Annotated in this window: 19 protein-coding genes and 5 pseudogenes; 10 read left to right on the forward strand and 14 right to left on the reverse strand. The window is 68.6% G+C overall.

Annotated elements, in window-relative coordinates:
* Window position 1: 1 nt before the first annotated feature.
* Window positions 2–295: a hypothetical protein gene (locus EDD40_RS12490; protein ID WP_148088771.1), complete on the reverse strand. Its 294-nt coding sequence runs from the start codon at window positions 293–295 to the stop codon at window positions 2–4.
* A 331-nt stretch (window positions 296–626) separates the two neighbouring features.
* Between EDD40_RS12490 and EDD40_RS12495 the strand changes: the two genes are divergently transcribed.
* The 4 genes and pseudogenes from EDD40_RS12495 (at window position 627) to EDD40_RS43485 (ending at window position 5104) form a co-directional block, all read left to right on the forward strand.
* A complete protein-coding gene (locus EDD40_RS12495; protein WP_123743050.1) occupies window positions 627–2687 on the forward strand; it encodes a GNAT family N-acetyltransferase in 2061 nt (686 codons plus the stop codon).
* Between the two features lie 67 nt (window positions 2688–2754).
* Complete coding sequence (locus EDD40_RS12500; RefSeq protein WP_123743051.1) at window positions 2755–3228, forward strand: ASCH domain-containing protein; 474 nt, start codon at window positions 2755–2757, stop codon at window positions 3226–3228.
* A 166-nt stretch (window positions 3229–3394) separates the two neighbouring features.
* Window positions 3395–3886: pseudogene (locus EDD40_RS12505) on the forward strand (transposase); the annotation flags it as partial.
* A 120-nt stretch (window positions 3887–4006) separates the two neighbouring features.
* Window positions 4007–5104, forward strand: a complete 1098-nt coding sequence (locus EDD40_RS43485; protein ID WP_123743052.1) for an integrase core domain-containing protein — start codon at window positions 4007–4009, stop codon at window positions 5102–5104.
* A 31-nt stretch (window positions 5105–5135) separates the two neighbouring features.
* Here the strand turns inward: EDD40_RS43485 and EDD40_RS12515 are convergent.
* Window positions 5136–5795, reverse strand: a pseudogene (locus EDD40_RS12515) (tetratricopeptide repeat protein); the annotation flags it as partial.
* A gap of 539 nt (window positions 5796–6334) precedes the next feature.
* Between EDD40_RS12515 and EDD40_RS43490 the strand changes: the two are divergent.
* Window positions 6335–6532, forward strand: coding sequence for a hypothetical protein (locus EDD40_RS43490; protein ID WP_246037621.1), 198 nt, complete (start codon window positions 6335–6337; stop codon window positions 6530–6532).
* Window positions 6533–6681: 149 nt separating this feature from the next.
* Complete coding sequence (locus EDD40_RS42615; protein WP_246037622.1) at window positions 6682–7410, forward strand: IS481 family transposase; 729 nt, start codon at window positions 6682–6684, stop codon at window positions 7408–7410.
* Between the two features lie 277 nt (window positions 7411–7687).
* On the opposite strand, the gene EDD40_RS12530 is transcribed toward EDD40_RS42615, so the two are convergent.
* From EDD40_RS12530 to EDD40_RS12535, 3 genes are all read right to left on the reverse strand, one after another.
* Entirely contained in the window at window positions 7688–7897 is a 210-nt protein-coding gene (locus tag EDD40_RS12530; protein WP_211348159.1) for a hypothetical protein, read from the reverse strand.
* 11 nt (window positions 7898–7908) lie between these two features.
* Entirely contained in the window at window positions 7909–8055 is a 147-nt protein-coding gene (locus tag EDD40_RS41655; protein ID WP_170185048.1) for a hypothetical protein, read from the reverse strand.
* A gap of 107 nt (window positions 8056–8162) precedes the next feature.
* Window positions 8163–8834, reverse strand: coding sequence for an RNaseH domain-containing protein (locus EDD40_RS12535; protein ID WP_170185049.1), 672 nt, complete (start codon window positions 8832–8834; stop codon window positions 8163–8165).
* Window positions 8835–9040: 206 nt separating this feature from the next.
* On the opposite strand from EDD40_RS12535, the gene EDD40_RS12540 reads away from it, so the two are divergent.
* Window positions 9041–10285: an IS701 family transposase gene (locus tag EDD40_RS12540; protein WP_123747766.1), complete on the forward strand. Its 1245-nt coding sequence runs from the start codon at window positions 9041–9043 to the stop codon at window positions 10283–10285.
* 181 nt (window positions 10286–10466) lie between these two features.
* Here the strand turns inward: EDD40_RS12540 and EDD40_RS12545 are convergent, their stop codons facing one another.
* The 3 genes from EDD40_RS12545 to EDD40_RS12555 form a co-directional block, all read right to left on the reverse strand.
* A complete protein-coding gene (locus EDD40_RS12545) occupies window positions 10467–11816 on the reverse strand; it encodes a sensor histidine kinase (protein WP_123743054.1) in 1350 nt (449 codons plus the stop codon).
* Window positions 11813–12484 carry a response regulator transcription factor gene (locus EDD40_RS12550; protein WP_123743055.1) on the reverse strand — a complete coding sequence of 224 codons (672 nt, stop codon included), beginning with the start codon at window positions 12482–12484 and terminating at the stop codon, window positions 11813–11815. Before EDD40_RS12550 ends, EDD40_RS12545 begins: the two co-directional genes overlap by 4 nt.
* Before the next feature lie 89 nt (window positions 12485–12573).
* Complete coding sequence (locus EDD40_RS12555; protein ID WP_123743056.1) at window positions 12574–13038, reverse strand: hypothetical protein; 465 nt, start codon at window positions 13036–13038, stop codon at window positions 12574–12576.
* 146 nt (window positions 13039–13184) lie between these two features.
* Between EDD40_RS12555 and EDD40_RS12560 the strand changes: the two genes are divergently transcribed.
* Window positions 13185–13667: an anthrone oxygenase family protein gene (locus EDD40_RS12560; RefSeq protein ID WP_123743057.1), complete on the forward strand. Its 483-nt coding sequence runs from the start codon at window positions 13185–13187 to the stop codon at window positions 13665–13667.
* Here EDD40_RS12560 and EDD40_RS12565 read toward each other — a convergent pair.
* The 3 pseudogenes from EDD40_RS12565 to EDD40_RS12575 form a co-directional block, all read right to left on the reverse strand.
* Window positions 13656–13949 (reverse strand): annotated as a pseudogene (locus tag EDD40_RS12565) (integrase core domain-containing protein); the annotation flags it as partial. The gene EDD40_RS12560 and the pseudogene EDD40_RS12565 overlap by 12 nt on opposite strands.
* Before the next feature lie 6 nt (window positions 13950–13955).
* Window positions 13956–15433: pseudogene (locus EDD40_RS12570) on the reverse strand (IS110 family RNA-guided transposase).
* A gap of 229 nt (window positions 15434–15662) precedes the next feature.
* Window positions 15663–16370, reverse strand: a pseudogene (locus EDD40_RS12575) (helix-turn-helix domain-containing protein); the annotation flags it as partial.
* A gap of 221 nt (window positions 16371–16591) precedes the next feature.
* On the opposite strand from EDD40_RS12575, the gene EDD40_RS12580 reads away from it, so the two are divergent.
* Window positions 16592–17584: an IS630 family transposase gene (locus EDD40_RS12580; protein ID WP_123747983.1), complete on the forward strand. Its 993-nt coding sequence runs from the start codon at window positions 16592–16594 to the stop codon at window positions 17582–17584.
* 391 nt (window positions 17585–17975) lie between these two features.
* Here the strand turns inward: EDD40_RS12580 and EDD40_RS12585 are convergent, their stop codons facing one another.
* The 3 genes from EDD40_RS12585 to EDD40_RS12595 form a co-directional block, all read right to left on the reverse strand.
* The gene (locus EDD40_RS12585; protein WP_123743058.1) at window positions 17976–19421 is read right to left on the reverse strand and encodes an ATP-binding protein; all 1446 of its coding nucleotides are present in this window, start codon (window positions 19419–19421) and stop codon (window positions 17976–17978) included.
* 229 nt (window positions 19422–19650) lie between these two features.
* The gene (locus EDD40_RS12590; protein ID WP_123743044.1) at window positions 19651–20541 is read right to left on the reverse strand and encodes an IS3 family transposase; all 891 of its coding nucleotides are present in this window, start codon (window positions 20539–20541) and stop codon (window positions 19651–19653) included.
* Window positions 20538–20840: a transposase gene (locus tag EDD40_RS12595; RefSeq protein ID WP_170185047.1), complete on the reverse strand. Its 303-nt coding sequence runs from the start codon at window positions 20838–20840 to the stop codon at window positions 20538–20540. The genes EDD40_RS12590 and EDD40_RS12595 overlap by 4 nt, the downstream gene beginning before the upstream one ends.
* 120 nt (window positions 20841–20960) lie before the next feature.
* Between EDD40_RS12595 and EDD40_RS40990 the strand changes: the two genes are divergently transcribed.
* A complete protein-coding gene (locus EDD40_RS40990) occupies window positions 20961–21161 on the forward strand; it encodes a hypothetical protein (RefSeq protein ID WP_148088772.1) in 201 nt (66 codons plus the stop codon).
* The last annotated feature ends 494 nt before the right edge of the window (window positions 21162–21655 follow it).

The raw sequence follows: 21655 nt of genomic DNA on the forward strand, positions 1-21655 counted from the left end.
GTCATTCGAGCCCTGTAGTGCGGGGTCCCACGACAAAGTTTACCTCCGGCTCGACGATGACCGAGGCAACGTCCCCGAAACGCTCCGCGATGTAGTCCGCCAACGGCTTCGCCTGGATACCGAGCCAATCCCGCGCGTCCGCCTCCAACTCGCGGACACGGCCCTGGACGTTCTCCTCGGTCAGGTAGCTCTTGAACCGCACCGCCAGCACCGACCGGATCGCGGCCTCGGGGTCCAGGGAGTGGCCCTCGAACTCCGCCAGACGCGGAAGCCGGTCCACCAGCGCCGGAGGCATCCCGCTCCAGCCCGGACCACTGGAGTGCTCCCGCCCGTACTCGGCCAACGCGGCCAGCAGGAACGGCTCGAATCGTCCACCGTCGACCTCGACAACCGGATGCCGAACCGAGCGGCCAGGCCATTCAGCTCGGGCATCAACTTCCCGCTGAGGTCTCGCAACTCCTCGTCGTCGGGGACCGGTCCCCAGATCTCGTAACGGGGTACGAGTTCGCCGTCGACCCGCCGCCGGATCCGCAGTTCTGCGGGCGGCCCGAACTTCTCCCGTTCCAGTCGATAGATCGTGAATGAAAATGCCGCCCTGGCTTGGTGGCCACTAGAGTGATCGCGCTATGGGTGCGCTTGAGGTTGGCGAGGTACGGCCGGGTGATCCGGTGGTCGATGAACTCATCAAGTTGGGCAAGCGATACAGCCGAACTTTGGGGATGATGCCGGCAGGTGCGTTCTGGGAGGCCGCCTATCGGGGCCGCCTGGTGGCCGCGAGGATCGACGGCCGACCTGTGGGCTACGCCCTGTTCCGGTTGCCCAGGAGCAACCAGGTGATGCTGTCGCACCTGTGTGTGGCCGCCGAGGCGCGCGGGTCGGGAGTGGCCCGCGCGTTGGTGGCGGAGATCCGGGCCAGGCACTCGTCCCGGCTGGGGATTCGGGCCAAGTGCCGGGACGACTACGGGTTGAACCCGATGTGGGAGGCGCTGGGTTTCCACGCCCGCGGTTCCGCTGTCGGCCGCGGCAAGGATCGCAGTCCGATGACGGTGTGGTGGCTGGATCACGGCCACGCCGACCTGTTCAGCTCGCTCACCGAGGCCGAGCTGCTGGCAGACGAGCCCGATCTGCTGGAGGCGGCACTCGATCTCAACATCCTCATGGACCTGCACACGCGGGCGGACGCCTCCAGCGCGCAGCGGTCGCAGGTGCTGGTCGCGGACCATTTGGAGGGTCGCCTTCGTCTGGTCGTCACCAATGGCGTCGACCGTGAACTGGCACATCGTCCTCAGGATCAACGGGTACCGGTCGAACTGGCCGCGAGCCACTATCCGCGCCGAACCGCCGCGGCGGGTGAGGCCGAGGACGTGTTCGCGCAGCTGGTCCGGGCATCGGCTACCACCGGCCAGGAGCTGTCGCGCCAGGACGAAGGGGACCTGTGGCAGATCGCAGAGGCGGTGGCGTCCGGTGTCGGCGTCCTGCTGACGTGGGACGACGGGCTACGCAGGCGATTCGCGGATCTCCAACGAACAGTGCCGGCACTGGCCTCCTTCCATGTCCTTGATCCGGATCACCTCGTCACCCACCTGGACGAGGTCGCACGGGCTTGGGCCTACCAGCCGGCACGGCTTCAAGGCAGTGCCTACGACCAGGTCCGAGCCGGTGCGGACGACGAACCCCGCCTGCTGGAGTTCCTGGGCAGGACTTCCGGGGAAACCCGCAGTGAGCTGCGTGATCTGCTGCGCCGGCTCGCGCGGGAGGATGTCCCGCGCTGGCTGATCCACACCGGTACCGAACCCGCGATCGCCTGTTACGCCGCATACCTCGACGGGCAGGTACTGCGGGTGCCCTTGTTGCGGACGGCCGTGCACCAGTTGTCCGACACGATCGCCCGCCAGCTGGTCTGGCTGTTACGCCGCGACGCCCGGAACCACGGTGCGCTTGTCATCGACGTGTCCGACCAGCACGTGGGCGGCGTCCTCACCCGCGCGATGGCATCCGACCCGTTCCACCATCACGGTGGTCACCGATACGCATGGGTCGTCCCGGTGTGCGGCACAGCCCAGGAGGTAGCCCAGGCCGCCAACGAAGCACGCGAACTCGTCGACGTAGGACCGGGTCCACTGCTGCGCCCCGGCCTCTCGCCGCGCACAGCAGCAGAGATCGAGCGCTCACTCTGGCCCGCCAAACTCACCGACAGCGACCTACCGCACTACATCATCCCCATCCAACCCAGATGGAGCGGCGACCTGCTCGGCTACCCGATCCAGCTGACCACCCGCCCGGTCGAGCTGTCGTTGGGCCGTGAACAGGTCTACTACCGTGCGGCCGACAACCTGCTCACCGCGCCCTCCAGAATCCTGTGGAGAGTCAGCCAGGGACGCCACACCTCCGCGGAGATCATCGGCACCTCTTTCCTGGACGCCATCGACGTCGACACGCCATCGCGCCTGCATGCCGCCCTCAAGCACTACGGCGTACTCGACCTGCCCCTGCTGGAGAAGCTGGCAGACGGCAGACCGCAGATCCAGGCCCTACGGTTCTCCGACACCGAACTCTTTGCCAGACCCATCTCCACCAACACGTACTCCCTGATCAGGGAGCAGCACGGTGGACCGAAGACGTTCTACGGGCCTCACCGCATCCGACCTGAACTGTTCGCCGCCCTGTACCGAACCGGCACGACGTAAACCCTGATCACACCACTACGTGAAGTCGAACGTGTGTTCGGCTGCGTTCGCAGATAAGGTCCGTGTCATGATCGCGACACCAGCATCCGAAGGCGAGTTCCTGCCCGCCCCGCGTCCACTGCTGCTGTCGCTGCGCCCCAGATTCGCCCAGGCGATCCTTGACGGCACGAAGACCGTCGAGCTGCGCCGGACCCGGGTGTCCGCGCCACCTGGCACGCTTCTCGTCATCTACTCCAGTTCCCCTGTCATGGCCGTCGTCGGCGTAGCCACGCTGGCGGACCGGGACACCGCCAGCCCTGCGACCATCTGGCGTCGGTACCGCAGCCAACTTGGCCTGTCTCAGGCGGAGTTCTCCGACTACTTCGCCGGTGCAGAACAAGCCACCGCCCTGTCGATCGCCGCCCCCCGGACGCTGCCGACGCCATTGACACTCGCCCGTCTACGGGCACATTCCGCGTTCCAGCCACCCCAGAGCTACCGGTACATCGCCCCCACCGACCCCTCACCACTCACCGAACTCGCCGTGGCCTGGGCCGGTTGAACACCGCCACACCCGATCGATCGCGATTACTCCACCCGCGATGGTAAGCCGCGCAGCGAGACCAGCCGTGTGCCGTGTCGCGTCGATCCAGCGGGACTGTTTCAAGATCGGTGTGTTCGGCCCGACACGCCGGGCCTGGGGTCCGGCGGGATGGGCACTGTGAGTGATGACATCTGAGCTTGTGAGCGCACGGAAGAGCGAGACGGGGACCGGGCGGCAGCTGTCGCCGGAGCAGGCCGCCGCGGCGGCGATGGTGGCCGAGGCCAAGGCGCGAGGACTGGCGTTGACCGGCCCTGATGGCCTGCTCAAGCTGTTCACCAAGAGCGTGCTGGAGACCGCCCTGGCCGAGGAGATGACCGAGCACCTCGGCCACGAGAAGAACCGCGCGGAACCCGGCCGCGAGTCGACCAACGTGCGCAACGGCAGCCGGACCAAAACCGTGATCTCCGACGCGGCCGGCGAGGTGGGGATCGAGGTGCCCCGCGACCGGGAGGGCACCTTCGAGCCGCAGATCGTCAAGAAGCGGCAACGTCGCCTCACCGACGTCGACGAGATCGTGTTGTCGTTGTATGCCAAGGGATTGACCACCGGGGAGATCTCGGCGCACTTCGCCGAGATCTACGGCGCCTCGGTGTCGAAGGAGACGGTGTCACGGATTTGTGCCTGCCGAGAACTCCATCCACGCTGGTAGAGGGCGTGCCGGGCCAAAGGCCTCGAAGCGCTCACAGCACGGCTGTCATCCGCTGCGGCATCGACCAGCACGGCATGATGACCGGCTGTGCTGCTCCGACTGGCCTACCTCGGTATGACCAACGCGTTCGCGCTGCTACGCCTGCTGCCCATGAGTGATCGGGACAAGGACGTGGAGATCCTGGCGCTACGTCACCAGCTCACGATCCTGGAACGCCAACTGGGCAACGCCCGTCCGCGGTTCTCCCCCGGCGACCGGGCGTTCCTCGCGGCACTGCTGCACCGACTTCCCGTCGCCACACTTCATCGGCTCCGACTACTGGTACGCCCGGACACGGTGCTTCGGTGGCACCGCGACCTCATCGCGCGCCGCCACGCAGCCAGCTCCCGCCCCAAACAGTCCGGCCGACCACGAACCATCCGCTCGATCCGACTCCTGGTGCTGCGCCTGGCACGAGAGAACCCCACCTGGGGCTATCGCCGCATCCATGGCGAACTCCTCGTCCTCGGCATCAAGGTCGCCGCCTCGACCGTCTGGCAGATCCTCAAGGACGCCGGAATCGACCCGGCGCCCGAGCGCACCTCGACGACCTGGTCGACCTTCCTCCGTTCCCAGGCCGACGCGCTCCTGGCCTGTGACTTCTTCGAGGCTTCCACCCTGAACGGCACCCGCCTGCACGTGCTCGCGGTCATCGAACACGCCAGCCGTCGAATCCGGATCCTGGGCGCCACCGCGCACCCGACCGCCTCCTGGGTCACCCAAGCCGCCAGGAACCTCGCCATGGACCTCGACGAGGCAAACCGACACGCGCGCTTCCTGATCCGCGACCGGGACGGCAAATTCCCGGCACTGTTCGACGCCGTCCTCGCCGACGCGGGCATCCAGGTCGTCCTCACCGGTGTCCGCATCCCGCGGATGAACGCGATCATGGAGCGCTGGATCCACAGCTGCCGACGGGAACTGCTCGACCGAACGCTGATCTGGAACCGGCAGCACCTGCTCCACGCGCTGCACGAGTACGAGCGCTTCTACAACACCCACCGACCCCACCAAGGCATCGACAACGCCAGACCACTACAACCACCGCCACAGCCAGCCACCGACCGGGCAGCTGCCACCCGACTCGACATCCTCCGACGACAACGACTCGGCGGCATCCTTAACGAGTACCACCACGCCGCCTGACCTGCACGGACGACATTTTCGGCAAGCACAGGGCGCCGTACCGGTCGATCAGGGAAGCCAGCGTGGTGCGGCCGGTGACGAGCACGGTGCAGGTCGGGCTGCCCGGCAGCAGCGGCACGACCTGCTCGGCGGTCGCGGCGTTGTCCAGCACCACCAACATCCGTCTGCCCGCGATCAGGCCGCGGTACAGCGCGGCCTGCGCATCCGGCCCGCTCGGGACATGGTCGGGGGCGACGCCGAGAGCGTCGAGCAAGCCGCGCAACGCCTCCGCCGGCGAGATCGGCCGTCCGGTGGGACTGAAGCCGTGCAGGTCGACGAACAGCTGCCCGTCGGGGAACCGGTGCAAGTTGCGATGCGCCCACGTCAGGGCCAGCCAGGTCTTGCCGACCCCACCTGCCCCACCGATCGCCGAGATCATCACCGCCCCGGACGCCGCCACGCCGTCCGGTGCCCCGACGCCCGCAGCGCGGTCCAACGCGACCAGCTCCGCCACCCGACCGGCGAACACCCCCGGCGCCGCGGGCAACTGGCGCGGCAGCACCCTCCGCACCGTCTGCTCGACCGTGACCGTCGCGTTCCCACCCACTTGGACGACCACCCCGCCGCCCGCCGCGACCGCACGCTGATCCACCCCGGCCGGGACTCCCCCGTCTCCCTGGGCACCGTCAGCACCTGTGTCCACCACGTTCATCGGTTCGATCCCGCTCGCCCGACCGGTCACCCACCCTCACACCATCAGGCCCACCGCCGACCGAAACACCGTAAAGATGCGGACAAGCCGATTCCCGCGACGGCAAGGACCGCGCGCTCGGGCACTGACTGCTCCGGACGCCGCCCAGCGTGGCGGTCTCGGGACACGCCCGCCCTATCACGTCGAGCCGATCGACGTCCGCGCCCGCAGGCACGGTGCAACGCACACCGTGCCGCGACGACCATCCCGCGTGCACACTTGATCCGGATCGACACCGGCCCGACCGGTCAGGGATGGTCGCAGCCGGTCATTGCTGCGACATGCTCCCGCGAGCCAACCTTCGACGCGCTGCCACCTCCCTCTCCTACGAGGTGCTGAAGATACGAACCATGTCCCTCAAGCAGCACCGCGTCGGCCTGTGCCTGGCGACAACTCCATTCATGCAGGTCAGAAGCGCGGTCAGGACACGAGCGCGGGATGGCCCGTAGCGATGCTCGTGTTCCGCGGGCTCGTCGGGTGACGCGGCATGACGACCGGCTGTGCTGTTCCGACTGGCCTACCTGGGCGTCACCAACGCCGTTGCGCTGCTGCGCCTGTTGCCCATGAGCGACCGGGACAAGGACACGGAGATCCTGGCGCTACGGCACCAGATCACGATCCTGGAACGCCAACCGGGCAAGGACCACCCTCGGTTCTCCCCCTCCGACCGGGCTTTCCTCGCGGCACTGCCGCATTGACTCCCGCCCCTACGCTTCATCGGCTCCGACTGCTGGCACGTCCGGAGACGGTGCTGTGCTGGCACCAAGACCTCCTCGCGTGCCGCCACGCAGCCAGGTCCCTCCCCAAGGCGGCCCGGCCGACCACGAACCAGTTGCTCCATCTGCTCTTGGCGCGCAAGAACCCCACCTGGGGCCACCGCCGAATCCACGGAGAACTACTCGACATCGACATCGCAGCCTCCACCGTCCGGCAGATCCTCCAGGACGCCGGGATCGACCCCGCTCCCGAGCGCATCTCGACGACCTGGTCGACCTTCCTCCGCTCGCAAGCCAGCGCTCTACTGGCCTGCGACTTCTTCGAGACCACTACCCTGAGCGGCACCCGCCTGTACGTGCTCGCGGTCATCGAACACCCCAGCCGCCGAGTCAGGATCCTGGGCGTCACCGCACACCCCACCGCATCCTGGCTCACCCAAGCCGCCAGAAACCTCTCCATGGACCTCGACGACGCCAGCAGCACCACCCCGATTCCTGATCCGCGACCGAGACGGAAAGTTCCCCACCCTGTTCGACCCGACTCCGCCAACGCGGACATCCATGTCGTCCTCAGCGGAGTCCGCATCCCCCGCATGAACGCGATCACGGAACGCCGGATCCGCAGCTGCCACCACGAACTCCTCGACCACACCCTCATCCGGAACCGGCAGCACCTACTCCACGCCATGCACGAATACGAGCACTTCTACAACACCCACCGCCCCACCAGGACATCGCCAACGTACGACCGCTACGACTGCTGCCACAACCGACCACCGATCAAGCAACGATCGCCCTACTCGACATCCGCCGACGCCACGACTGGGCGGATCCTCAACGAGTACCGCCACGCCACCTGACCTGCACGGACAACGTTTTCGGCAGGCACAACGCTGATGTGGAACCAACAGCGCCTGCTCCACACCCTGCGCGAGTACGAGGACTTCATACAACACCCACCGGCCCCACCAAGGCATCGCCAACGCCAGACCACTACAACCACTGCCATAGCCAGTCACCCATCAAGCAGCCGCCACCCGACTCGACATCCGCCGACGACAACGATTGGGCGGCATCCTCAACGAATATCACCATGCTGCCTGACCTGCACAGATGGCGTTTTCGGCAGGCACACGGTTAGTGCTCGAACTGGTGCAGGAACGCGAGGACGCCCAGGCACAGCACCATCGAGCCAGCGAACGCGGGTCCGCCAGTCAGCACGGCTTCGGCGACACCGGCACCGGTCGCGTTCTTCACCACGCCGGTCACCAAACCCACCAGGAGGGAGAAGAGCACGGACACCAGCACCCAGAGGTTGCGCACCTCGCGCGAGTTGGGGTTCGACACTACAGCCCTTCCTAGTACGACGTTGACAGCATGTAATCCGACAAGGTGGTGCGCACTCGACGCGTCATGTCCGCGAGCTCTCGGTACGCGGCGATCTGCTCGTCGACCAGGTCCGTCACGTCCTGCTCGGTGAGGGTGCGTCGACCGGCCTTCTTCACACCAGCACCATCAGGCGTGCCGCACCTGCTTCCACCAGCCAGCACCGCCTTGAGCCACTGGCGAGGGCGAGCTGGTTCCTCGTGGCGGCTCGCCCCGTCAGGCTCGACTATTCCGCCTCGTCTTCGTTCGACCCGGTAGAGAAGCAGTACTCTTCTGCCTTCTTGGCCAGGTGTACGGGGAAGGGCTGGGCCAGCGGGTCGTACTCGTCGTGGAAGCGCTGTTGATGGGCGACCGATGCCCACTCCGCCGCGCTGTCCGTCGAGCCTGCATCACCCGACACAACACACAGCGCAGTGATCTCAAGGTACTGCGGGTTCCACGCCGAAACGGTCGCGCCGTATTGCGAGGACACATCGTCGCCGAGCTTCCGGAGTCCTCTCGGGGTCTTCGGGAAGCTGCGGGGAAGGTCCGCGGTGCTTGCGAAGACCCGGTTGTCGCCTGCCGCGTCTCTGGGGCACCATAGTCCGCTGGCGAAGCCTGCGGGCTTTCCCTCGGGGATCAAGCGTGTGTGGCCCTCGTAATCGATCTCGCCCGCGAGGTCGTCCTGGATGAGGGGCGCACCGAAGGGACGGATACCCAGCAGCAGGTAGTGGCCGGGTCCCCGCTCAATGAAAGACGGCGGCGCCAGGTAAAGCAACCGCGTCGAACGCCCGTTGTCATGGCGCAGTTCGAGCAGATCGCCTGAACCAACGAGTTGCTCCAGGACCTCAGCGACGTCCGAGCGACTGACTGACACGCCAGCCAGTGGTTGCATGACGCCGTGCACCGCGTCGACCAAACGCCTCGGACTCGTTGGACACATGAACGAAGCAGCGCGCCTAATACTCCAGCCAGAGTTCGTGATCTTGGCTGGTCAGGGGGCCGTGAATACGGGTGCGGCCACCAGGTGATCATGAACGGTTTGTGAGGACTGTCCAAGATCATGTGGTGGCCGCGGGTCACAGCGTAGACCGCGACCGATGGCGGGAGACGTTCGACGGGCTGATGGCCCGGGTGGCCGGCCGGTTCACGCGGGTGGAACCGCGTCGACGGGCGCGGGCGTTCGTGTTGGGCCTGTTGTCGGACCTGCCGCGCAAGAACTGTTGGACGATCGCCGAGCACGCCGGTGATGCCGGCCCGGCGGGGATGCGGCACCTGCTGCGTAAGGCGGTGTGGGATGCCGACGCCGTCCGTGACGACATCCGGGCGGTCGCCGTGGAGCGTCTGGGCGTCGCCGAGGCGATCCTGGTGGTGGACGAGACCGGTGACGTGAAGAAGGGCGTGCACACCGTCGGTGTGCGGCGGCAGTACACCGGGACCGCGGGCCGGATCGAGAATGCGCAGGTCGGGGTGTTCCTGACCTATACGACCACCGTCGGACACACCCTGATCGACCGGGAGTTGTACCTGCCGGCGTCGTGGACCGACGACCCGGACCGGTGTGCGGCGGCGGGCGTTCCCGAGGACACCGGGTTCGCGACGAAGACCGAACTGGCCCGGCGCATGCTCGTCCGTGCTCTGGACGGCGGTGCCGCGGCGGCCTGGGTGGCAGGCGACGAGGTCTACGGCGCCGCCTCGGCGTTGCGCACCATGCTGGAGAGCCGTGGTGTCGGGTACGTGTTGGCGGTGGCCTGCGACCATCGCGTCACCACCGCGGCCGGCTCCCATCGCGTCGACGCGATGGTCGCCCGGCTTCCGAAACGGGCGTGGCAGCGGTTGTCCGGCGGCGCGGGGGCCAAGGGCCACCGCTTCCACGACTGGGCGTGGATCACCGTCACCGCACCGGATGACGCGCCGCCGGGGCACCGCTGGTTACTGGTCCGCCGCAACCGCCGCACCGGGGAGTTGGCCTTCTACCGCTGCTACTCGCGGTCTGTGGTGGCGCTTTCCGCACTAGTGCGGGTGGCGGGACGTCGGTGGACGATCGAGGAGGCGTTCCAGACCTCGAAGGGCCAGACCGGCTTGGACGAACACCAGGTCCGCACCTGGACCTCGTGGCACCGCTGGACCACGTTGGTGTTGTTGGCGCACCTGTTCCTGGCGATCACCACTGCGGCCGAGCGGGCCGTGCCGGCTCCGGCAGGGTTGATTCCGTTAACGCTGAACGAGATCCGGCACTTGTTCATCCGTCTGGTGATCAAGCACGTCGACCGTCCCAGGGACTGCCTGCACTGGTCGTGGTGGCGACGACGTCACCAATACCGCGCCCAACAGGCCCACTACCAGCGTCAAGTCGACCAAGAGCCGTGAAGGTCACGATCTATTACTGGAGTACTAGGCGGACCGGTCGCGGGCGGACGGGGTGGCCCGGCGGCGACCGCGCGGTTTTTCACGACCACCGGCAGCCTTCATGACCACCGGCAGCCGCGCCCGCGGTCGGTTCATGGCCATCTTCAGCCGCAGCCGACTCCGGCGGTGACCGCGCCCGCCGTCAGTCCCTGGCCACCGGCAACCGCAGCCGCATCCGGACGCCGCGGGCGAGGGGTTCGGCGGCCACCTCGCCGCCGTAGGTCTCCACCACCCGGCGCACGATGGCCAGGCCGAGCCCCGAGCCGGGCATCGACCGCGCCTGCGCCGACCGGTAGAAGCGGTCGAACACGAAGGGCACGTCGGCCGGCGGGATGCCGGGTCCCTCGTCGGTGATCGTCAGCTCCCCGTCGGCCACCACGACCAGCACCTGGCCGCCTGGCGGACTCCACTTCACCGCGTTGTCCACCAGGTTGGCGACGGCCCGCTCGATCGCGTCCGGGTCGACGTGCACCAGGCAGGGCGACAACGCCGACTCGAACCGCGGCGCGGCGGCCCGCCCGGCGGCCTTGGCGACCACCCGGTCGGCGACCAGGTCCAGCCGGGTGTCCTCGGCCCGCGCGGTGCCCTCGCCGTACCGGGCGAGGTCGATCAGGTCGTTGACCAGCGACCGCAGCTCGCCCGCCTGCCCGATCGCGGCGCGCACCAGCGCCGGCGCCTCCGGGTCGCGCAGGCCGTCGTCCTCGGCGAGCAGTTCGAGGTTCGTGGTCAGGCTGGTCAGCGGGGTGCGCAACTCGTGCGACGCGTCGGCGACCAGCCGGCGTTGAGCGTGCACGGAGGCGTCCAGCGCGGTCATCATGGCGGCGAACGACCGGCCCAGGCGGCCGATCTCGTCGCGTCCGGTCAGGTCGACGCGCGCTCTCAGGTCCTTCGTGGCGGTCACGTGCTCGACGGCGTCGGTCAGCACGCGCACCGGCCGCAGCACCCGCCGCGCCGCCAGCCGGGCGGCCAGCGCGGCCACCAGCCCGCCGACCACGGTCAGGGCGGCCAGCAACGCCGCCAGCCCGGTCAGCAGGCCGGTCGCGTCGTCCAGCGGCCGGGCGGCCCGGACCAGCGCGCCACCACCGCTACGCGACCCCGGCATCAGCGCGGTGTAGACCCGGTAGGCGACGCCGTCGTGGGTGACGTCCTGGAAATAGGCCGGTTCCTGCCCCACGGCCACGTTCGCGTCCCGCTTGGTCACGTCGATGAAGGCCCGGTTCGGACCGGGGCGCACCGGCGCGGGGATGAACTGGACCAGCGTGCTGCCCAGGTCGACCGGGGTGTCGGCGAGCTTGGGCTGCCCGGAGGCCTCGACCTTCTGCTTGAGCTGGGCGGCGACGGTCGGGCTGCTCTCGACGGCCTTCATCAGCGAGTCGTCCAGCTGCCGGTGCAGGTTCGGTCGCACGGACGAGTAGACCACCACCGAGGCGATGGCCAGGGCCACCAGCACCACCGCGCCGCCGGCGAGCCCCACCCTGGTGCGCAGCGTCATGGCCGCTCCCGCAACACGTACCCCAGTCCGCGCACGGTCTGGATCAGCCGCGGTTCACCGGCCGATTCCAGCTTCCCGCGCAGGTAGCTGATGTAGACCCACAGCGCGTTGGACGCGGGCCCGAAGTCGTAACCCCAGACGGACTCGAAGATCAGCACCCGGCTCAGCACGCGGTCCGGGTTGCGCAGGAACAGCTCCAGCAGCGCGTGCTCGGTGCGGGTCAGCTCGATCGGCCGCCCGCCCCGGTGCACGCGGTAGGTGGTCGTGTCCATCTCCACGTCGGCGAACCGCAACACCTCGTTGTCCACACCGGTGCGCCGCAGCAGGGCACGCAGCCGGGCGCGCAGCTCGTCCAGCGCGAACGGCTTGACCAGGTAGTCGTCGGCGCCCGCGTCGAGCCCGGCGACGCGGTCCTCCACCAGGTCGCGCGCGGTCAGCATGAGGATCGGCGTGCGGTCGCCACGTCGGCGCAGCCTGCGGCAGATCTCCAGGCCGTTGGGCTCGGGCAGCAGCACGTCGAGCACGATCAGCTCGGGCCGGACCCGGCCGAGCTCGTCCAGGGCCTGCGGGCCGTCCGCGGCGACCGAGACCTGGTAGCCGTCGCGGCGCAGCGCGTGGGCCAAGGAGAGGCGGACAGCTTCGTCGTCGTCGACCACCAGGACCCGCACGCCACCAGTATGGGTGACGGCGTCCGGGCCACTCGCGGGCCGCGGCCCGGACCGGGTGACACCCGGTCCGGGCCGCTCGGGAGAACCGGTCACTTCGTGGGCTTGGGCTGCTGCTCGGCGAGGGTCCGCTTGACCTCGCGCAGGACCTCCAGGAGCCGTTCGGGCGTCAAGCCGAGGCCTTCGGCGATGGCGACGAACGCGCGGTCCCGCAGGATGTCGTCACCCCGGGCCTTGACCTTCTCCAGGTCGCGGAACACCTGCCGGGAGCGGTCGACGGTGATGCCGAGCCGGGCCGCCAACAGCTTGACCGCCTCCTCGGGCACCCCTTCTCCCTTGCCCGGCTTCTCCTGGCCCGGCTTCCCCGCATCCGGCCGTACCTTGGCGGGCTTCCCCTGCTCGGGCTTCACCTTGGCCGGCGTCCCATGGTCGGGCTTCGCCTTGTCCTCGACCACCGCCGTGGTGGGGTTCGCCAGCGCGGGCGACGTGCTCGCCGCCAGCGCCGTCAGCGTTCCCGCCGCCAGGACGGCGGCGATGAGCCTGGTCCGGATCCGCATGGGCATCCCTCGTTCAGTCCAGTGCGCCGGTCGGTCCGGCGCGCCTGGGACCAGCAGACCAAGCCGGGTTCAGGGCAACTTTCAGCGAACCTTGGAATCACCTCAGGAAACGACCGGCGCACGTCCGGGATCCCTAAGATCGACGCATGGGACTCCGGTTGCCGTGGGCCGCGCTCGCCCGACTCGGCCACGCTCACTGGTTCTCCGGCAACCTCTACGAGGCCGTGGTGGACGTGCCTGGGCTCCTCGCGGACGCCCGACCGCACCGCGAACCGCGGCTGCTCGGGCCGGGCAGCCCGTTGCGCTACTACGCGCCGGCGGCGCCCGTGACGGTGGTGGCCACCGGGGTGACGCTGGTCGAGAGCTGGCGCAACGGCGGCGACCGGCGTGCGGTCGCCGCGTCGGCGGTGGGCACGCTGGTCGCGGCGGGCCTCACGGGTTACCTGGTCAAGGCGGTGAACCTGCGGTTGTTGCGCGACGACGAGCCCATGGGCGACGACGAGCGGCGACGGCTGATGCGCACCTGGCACCGTGGCAACCTGCTCCGGCTGGCGGCACTCGCGGTGGCCGCTGCCGCGACGCGCCGGGCCACCCCCGTCCGCCCGCGACCGGTCCGCCTAGATGTATGAGGCCATGACGTTGGTGACGCCGTCGTGGAGCCGGGTGACTGGCGGTTGGTTTCCGGCGGCAGTGTGGGGTCGATGGTAGTTGTAGTGCACGTTCCAGACCGTCAGGGCGTCGGTGCGGTGTTGTTCGCTGGTCCAGACGTGGGCGTAGAGGAATTCCTCGCCCAGGATGCGCTGGTAGCGCTCGACTTTGCCGTTGTGGCGTGGGGTGTAGGGCTTGATGCGCTGGTGGCGGGCTCCGAGCAGGGCCTTGGCGAAGTCGTGGGCGCGGTAGCAGGAGCCGTTGAGTTCCTAACGGATGTCAAGTGGTTGGCGCGCCCGTAGGGTGGGGGTGGACGGGCCGGTCGATGGAGCGCGTTGCGACTCCGTGTTTCGTCGGCCCGTCCCTGGTGCGGGGTGTGTTGTGCGACGTGCGGTGCGGAGTTCGGCGGAGATGGTGTAGCGCTGGGCGATGATGTGCCGGGCTTGGTGCGGGGTCACCGGTGTGCCGTCGGTGTCTGTGAGGTGGTAGTGCTCGCCGCGGCGCAGGCAGGCGGCGATGCGGGTGAGCAGTGTGGTCGCGACGTGGCAAAGGGCCGAGTTGTGGTGTTTGCCGGCCTCGGTCATCAGGCGGTGGTATTTCGCCGCGAGCGAGGGGTCGCTGCGGCGGGCCTGGTCGGCGGCCATGAACAGTGCTTCGCGCAGGCATGCGTCGCCGGATTTGGTGGGGCCGCCGTGTCGTGCGCTCTGGCCGGAGGAGTCCAGTTTGGGGACAGGCCGCTGAAGGAGCGGATCGCGGCCAGCGAGGTGAACCGGTGCGGGTCGCCGAGGCGTCCCAGGATCTGGGCGGCCAGGACCGGGCCGACGCCGGGGACCGAGCGCAGGATCGCGTCGGGGTCGGCCTTGGTCAGCAGCGCGGCGATGCGGTCCTCGAGTTCTTTGATCTCTTCGGTCAGCTGCAGTGCCAGTCGCGCCTCGATCGCGATGTCGTCGGCCAGTTCCGGGTAGTCCAGCTCCTCGGACCACAACCGGAGGGTCTCTCGCGCCGCGGTGATCACCTGGTCCGCCTTGTCCTCGCCCCAGCTGCCGCGGGAGTGGCGGGCCAGGAACCGACCCAGGCGTGCCCTGCCCAGGCGGATGACCTGGTGCGGGTCGGCGTAGTGCGCCAGAAACCGCAGCGGGGTCTTGTTGGCCAGGTCGGCGCCCAGCGCGGCGTGCCAGCCCGGCCCGAGCAGTTCCAGCAGGTCGTCGAGCCTGGCAAGAATGCTCGTGCGGCGTTTGACCAGGTTGGAGCGCAGTTTGACCGCCCGGCGCAGCGCGTCGCCGGGGCCGAGTCCGGTCGCGGTGTGCAGGCCCTCCGGGTGCAGCAGCGGGACGCGGGCCAGGATCCTGGAGTCCAGCCGGTCGGACTTGGTGTGCTTGGCGTAGTAGGTCCGCAGGTCGGCCGACTGCTCAGGCGGCACCAGCACGACGACCGCTCCCCGGCGACGGGACCAGGCCGCCAACGGCACCCACGCATTGCGCGTCGGTTCCATGACCACCGTGACCGACGACGGCTCGGTGCCCTCGGGCAGCATGGCCCACAACCGCTCCAGGTCCTCGACGGTGGTGCGGAACCTGCGCCCCGACCACAGGTATCGGCCCGTCGCATCGGCCAGACTGGCCTGGTGGGCGGCCCGGCAGGCGACGTCGATGCCCAACCGCATCTCCAACGAGGTGGCTCCCTTCCGCTCGGCGAACACGACCCGGCACGCAAGGCCATCACCAGAGCCGGCGCCCGTACCGGACATTCACCAACAGGGATCCACACGGCTCGGGCGTTACCCGAACCGCTGGTCACCGGGTTCCCAACAGGACGCGCACCACTCGGCGAAGGCCCCGCTCACCCCAACGGTCAACAGGCAAGGAGCGAACACCCCAGTCGGTCACGTAGCGGTGGTGAGCGGGCGCCGGAGCTCCGGATCCTCATGCGACCGGACGCGCCGCACCAGCCTCCGGGAACACACACCAAGCTTGAATGTCGGTCACGACGCGGTGGACATGGGTGATGCCGTGGGCGGCGAGGAACGCCCTGGCCTGATGCAGGAACCCGATCGCGGTGACCGCCTTCTCGTCGGGCAGCGCCTCGGTGTAGGCGAGGCGGGAGAATCCGTCGACCGCGGAGTGCATGTAGGTGTAGCCGGCGCGCGCACCCTTATTCTTGGCGCGTTCGACCTTACGGGCCTGGTCGCTGTCGCGGCCGTGGGCCCGCCAGCCGCCGCCGTCGGGGATCACGCCGACCTTCTTGACGTCCAGGTGCAGCATGTGGCCGGGCCAGCGGGCGGCGATCCGGCGGGGACGCCGGTTGGTCTCGTCGTTCGGGTCGAGGAACCGGCGACGGTTCAGGCCCAGGTGGGCCAGGTGCCGTCCGACGGTGCGCACCGAGATTCGAACGCCGTCGGCTTCCAGTTCCGGGGTGATGCGTCGGGCCGGGTACTTGTGGTCGCGGCGCAGCCGTTCGATGCGGGCCACGACCTCGGCGGGGGTGGCGGTGGGTTGGTGGTGCGGGACGCTGGGCCGGTCGAGCAGGCTGGCCTCGCCGTGGCGGCGGTGGCGGTTGACCCACCTCGACGGGCAGTGCCGCGAGATGCCCATCTCGGCCGCGACGTGGGCGATCGGGCGGGTCTTGCAGCGTTGGACCAGGCGGTGGCGGCCTTCGACGGACAGCGGGGCGTCACGGTGGAGCACGGACGGGTCTTTCTGCTCGGCGGACGAGTTGGTCGCACTTCTCATCCTGCCGTCGGAAGACCCGTCCGCCCGTTTAGGGCCGCCCCGCCGTCACCAACGTCATGACCCGCAACACCTAGACGAGTAATTCCTATTGAGTCGAAAGTGATCGTCTCCCGGTAGGTTGATCACTCGTGATCGAGATCGAGGGCGCCCACCGGTTATCGCCCGCGGAACGTGAGGTGCTGCGGTTGCGGGTGGTGGCCGCGTTGGAGTCCGGGCAAGTCGAGGGGTATCGGCAGGCCGCGGAAGTGTTTGGCGTCTCGGAACGCTCGGTGGGCACTTGGTGGCGTGCCTACCGACAGGACGGCCGCGATGGCCTGGCGACTCGCACAGGGCGGCCCGGCCCCGCCGAACTGATCACTCCGGAGGACAGGGCCACCCTGTTCACGGCGATGGCCGACTACACGCCCGAGGAACTGCTGATCGGCGGCCCGCTGTGGACCCGCCCGGCGGTGGTCGAGCTGATCCGCCTGGTCGTGGGCGTGGACATGACCGAGCAGGGCGTCGGGTTGTGGCTGCGTCGACACGGGTTCACTCCGCATCGTCCGGCCCGGCGGGCCTATGAACAGCAGCCCGCCGCGGTGCGCGCGTGGCTGGACGAGCAGTACCCGGCGATCGAGGCCAGGGCGAAGACCGAGGGCGCGGCGATCGCCTGGGTCGACCAGTGCGGACTGCGCTCCGACGCCGCACCGCCCGGCAGGTCCTGGGCGCCAAAGGGCCGCACGCCGATCGTGCGCGTGACCGGGAAACGCCTGCGAGCCAACGTCATGTCCGCCGTCGCCTCGCGCGGCGCGCTGTGGTTCACCGTGTTCACCGACCGCTTCACCGCCCCGGTGTTCACCACGTTCCTCGACCGTATCGCCCGCCAGGCCGGTCGGAAGATCCACGTCATCGCCGACCGACACCCGGTCCACCGCAGCAAGACCGTCCGCGCCTGGCTGCGGGACAACACCGACCGGGTCGAGGTGCACCTCATGCCCGGCTACAGCCCCGAGCTCAACCCCGACGAGCTGCTCAACGCCGACCTCAAACGCAACGTCAACGCCTCACGCGCCCACAACGTCGACCGACTCGCCCACGAAACCCGACGCTTCCTACGCCGCCGCCAACGCCAACCCCACATCGTCCGCGGCTACTTCCAGGCACCGCACGTCCGCCACGCCATCATGTAGGCAACCCAACACTTTCCGCTCAATATCTGGAAGCCGACGTCGAGGACTTCCCCGACTCGGCGCGCACGCCCGCTACGCCGTCCTTGAAGACACCCTCGAACCCTTCCTACGCTCCCAATGGACCGGCTGGGACGACGAAGCGCAACGGGTGACGGCGAACGGACTGGCATCGGCCAAGAAGAACGCCCAAGTACTTCCTCACTGCGCGCCGCCTCACAACCCCACCTCCCCGCTTCCTGCTGGACGTCCTGCGCTACACCCAAACCTCATCAGCTGAGGCGAGCGCGCGACACCGGCACTCGGAGGCCTGGCAGTCGGCTCGCAGGCACCGGTCTGTGTTGATCGAACGAGCACTTGATACACGCTCAAGTGGCGCAGGCTGCCGGACTGTTCAGCCGGTTCTCCAGCAGTCCATGATCTCTTCCGGTCCCCACACGAGGTCGACGTCGTCGGTGTCGATGTCGGCTCCGGACAGGGCCACGACGACCAGTCCGGAGCGGCCTGCCTCGTAGCCTAGGACGTGGTTGGCCGAGTGGCGGAGCGTTTCGAGGTCGTGGCGGTTGAAGGTGCTGCCGATCCATTTGATCGATCCGGCGAAGTCGATGCGGCCGGCGACGGGGGAGCGGTCGGCTCCGACGAGGTCGATCTCGGGGTTGTGCTGTCGGTTCCACCAGCCGCCTACTGCGGCGGTTTCGGGCCAGGACAGTTCGCCGGCTTGTCCGGCGAGTTCCAGTGCTTCGCGGATGAGTGGTTCGACGGCGCGTCCGCGCCAGCTGGTCCATTGGCGTTGCAGGACGCGTGCGCCGATGTGGGGGCGTCCGCGGCGGGCTTGTTCCTGGACGGCGCGTCCGATGGGCAGGTAGAAGCGCAGGTTGCTGTCGGCGATCCGGTAGAGCGCCGGTTTGCCGGGCTTGGTGGAGAGCGGGTGGTCCACCGCCAGGACCCGTTTCTCCTCGGTCAGTCGTCGCAGCAGCGGCGACAGCGTTCCGGAGGGGATGTGTCCCTGGTTGCTTCCGGCGGTGGCGGCGATGTTGGCGTGGGTGCGGTTGTCCCCGCCGATGGATTCCACGACGCGGTGGGCCTGGTCGGGCGAGGGGAACTCGGCCAGCAGGGAGGACTCGGGCACGCCGAACAGGGGCGCGGCCGGGTCGTCGCATTCCCTGCGCAGGAAGTCGGCGGCCGGCATGGCGTGGGGCCAGCTGCGGATGATGCCGGGTAGTCCGCCGGTGACGAGGTGGGCGTCGATGGCGTCCGCCGCGTCCAGGCCGAGGGCGTGGCCGGTCTCGGCGGGGTTGAGCGGTCCGAGCACGAGGTTGTCGGCACGTCCGTAGAAGGGGCGGTCGTAGGCGGTGAGGCGTTCCATCATGTGCAGGTCGCTGCCCAGCAGCACCAGCAACACCGGGTGCCGTGACCACAGCCGGTCCCACGTGGTCTGTAGCGCGCCGTCGAAGACCTCGTCCTGTTCCGCCAGCCACGGCAACTCGTCGAGCACCACGACCGTCGGGGTGTCCGGCAGTGTCGCGCCCAGGACGCGGAACGCGTCGGGCCATCCGCCGGTGACCCCGGTGGGCGGACCGACCTGTCCGGCGGCCAGGGACGAGTCGGCGAGTTCGGCGAGGAAGGCGGTGGTCGACTCGACCGAGGACGCGCCCTTGGTGGCGGCGAAGTAGAAGTAGGGGACGTCGGCCCGATTGCAGAACTCCTGGACCAGCCGGGACTTGCCCACCTGTCGCCGTCCGCGGATGGCGATCGCGGCCCCTTCCCGTGAGGTGATCACCCGGTCGAGGCGCTTGCGCAAGAGGTGCAGCTCGGCCTGCCTGCCCACGAAACCCGACATGGACATCAGTGTAGATGGGATCTACATAGATTGCATCTACCCTCCCTGGGGAAGCGGTGGGTCCGATACTGCGTCGCCTTCGCTTCTTGTGGAGTGCCGACTGTCTTCGGGGATCAGGAGTCAACGCCGTGGTCCGGCTCTGCGTGCCGACCGGGTGTGGCCCAAGCTTCGCTAGTCAAGTCGCCTACTGGGGTTGACCCGCTTTGACGGACAAGGTCGATGAGTGTGGTCAGGCTACCCGGTTCACCGGGTGGTGTCGGGTTGCTTCGTAGGCGGCGGGGCTGAGGTAGCCGAGGCTGGAGTGCAGGCGGCGGGTGTTGAACCAGCCCTCGATGTACTCGAAGATCGCCTTGTGCGCTTTGGCCCTGGTGGGCCAGGGCGGCCGGTCGAGCAATTCGCTCTTGATCGTGGCGAAGAATGACTCGGCGACGGCGTTGTCCCAGCATTGGCCCTTGCGGCCGAACGACAATCGGACGCCCAGGTCGTCGGCGAGGGCGGCGAGCTGCGCGGATGTGTATTGGCAGCCCCTGTCGGCGTGGAAGATCACTCCGGGTTCGGGGCGCCGCTGTCGGACGGCGTTGTCCAGGGCCTGGGCGACGAGGTCGGTGCGCAGGTGGTCGGCGGTGGCCCAGCCGACCACGCGTCGTGAGGCGATGTCGATGACGGTGGCCAGGTAGAGCCACCCCTCCCAGGTGTGGATGTAGGTGATGTCCCCGCACCACCGGGTGTCGATATCCGTTGCGGCGCAGGAGAAGTCGCGGCGGATCAGGTCGGCGGGGATGGTAGCGGTGGGGTCGGGGACGGTGGTGGTGCGCCACCGTTTCGGCGCGCGTCCGGCCCGTCCGGTCTCGCGCAGCAGACGGGCGACGCGTTTGCGGGAATGCCGATGCCCCCGGGCTCGCAACTCGGCGTGCACCCTGGGCGCGCCATAGGTGCCCCGCGATTCGTCGTGAATCGCGACGACCCGCGCGGTCAGCTCGGCGTCCTGTCGTGCGCGGGCGGTGGGCGTGGCGGTGCGGTGGGCGTAGTAGGCGGACCGGGAGACCTTCAGCAGCGTGCACGCCCGATGGACGTTGCCGCCGCGTGACTTCTCCGCCTCGATGAACGGATAGACGTTCACCGGATCTCCTTCGCGAAGAAAGCCGTGGCACGCTTGAGGATCTCCACGTCCTCGGTCAGACGGCGGTTCTCCCGGCGCAGCCTCGCGAGCTCCTCCCGCTCGTCGGTGGTCAACCCGTCGCTCCGGGTCCCGGCGTCACGCTCGGCCTGCACGACCCACTGCCGCACCGCGGTCTCGGTCAGGTCGAAATCCTTCGCGACCTGACCCACCGACCGGTCACCACGCCCGCACAGCTCCACGATCTCGGCCTTGAACTCCGGGGTGAACGACCGCCGAGGCCGCCGCTTCTTCCTACCCATGGGCTCCATGATGGGACATCCCTCCGGGGACCCGCGTCCCCTGATCTCGGATGTCCGTCAAAACGGGTCAGGCCCAGAGCCGGTGGCTTGAGCGTGACCACAGACGGTGGCCGTTGCAGCATGAACTCGACAACCGACCCCACGCAGCGGACCCGCCGCCAGCAGCAACGTAAAGCCTTGGACGTCGTCTTCGAGGTCAACCTCGTTGACGGCACCGAAGCTGAGCGCCTCTCCGTGCAGCAGGCGGCGGTCATCCGCAACGTGGTGCAGTGGTGCCGACGAAACGGCAACAGCGCACCAACGGACACGAGCGTCACCTGACTACAACACGAAACTGGCCTGCACGACCAGACTGCCAGCGTGAAACCGCAGGTCAGCCTTGTTCCCATCCTTTGTTACTCCCGCCGGGGATTCGAACCTGCGCAGCTACCGCCGAGCCTTTCGTAGCCACCGGCCAACACCACGACCTCGGAGCACTACGACCGCTGCGGTGCGCCTGCGCGGCCTGCCCGTCCAAGCCCACACGACCCGGTCCCCGTAACCCGAACATGCTGTGCTCCTTGAACACCCATCCAGACGACCGCTGCCCGAGGACCACCGCGTCAACACCACACCAGCACCGTCCATCGGATCAGGTGCCAGCGCGCGCGATCCATGAGATCGACAGCTTGGACCGCCTGGACAACGCCGCCGCACGCGTCGACCACGGCCAGGAAGAACACCCGAATGGAGGACACGATTCGCTTTAGCCAACGCGACCCCATTTGGCCCTGCGCAAACCGATCCTCCCAAAATCCTCCCAAACGCCGGGTTAC

It is taken from the genome of Saccharothrix texasensis (assembly GCF_003752005.1).
GTDB classification, from domain to species: Bacteria; Actinomycetota; Actinomycetes; order Mycobacteriales; family Pseudonocardiaceae; genus Actinosynnema; species Actinosynnema texasense.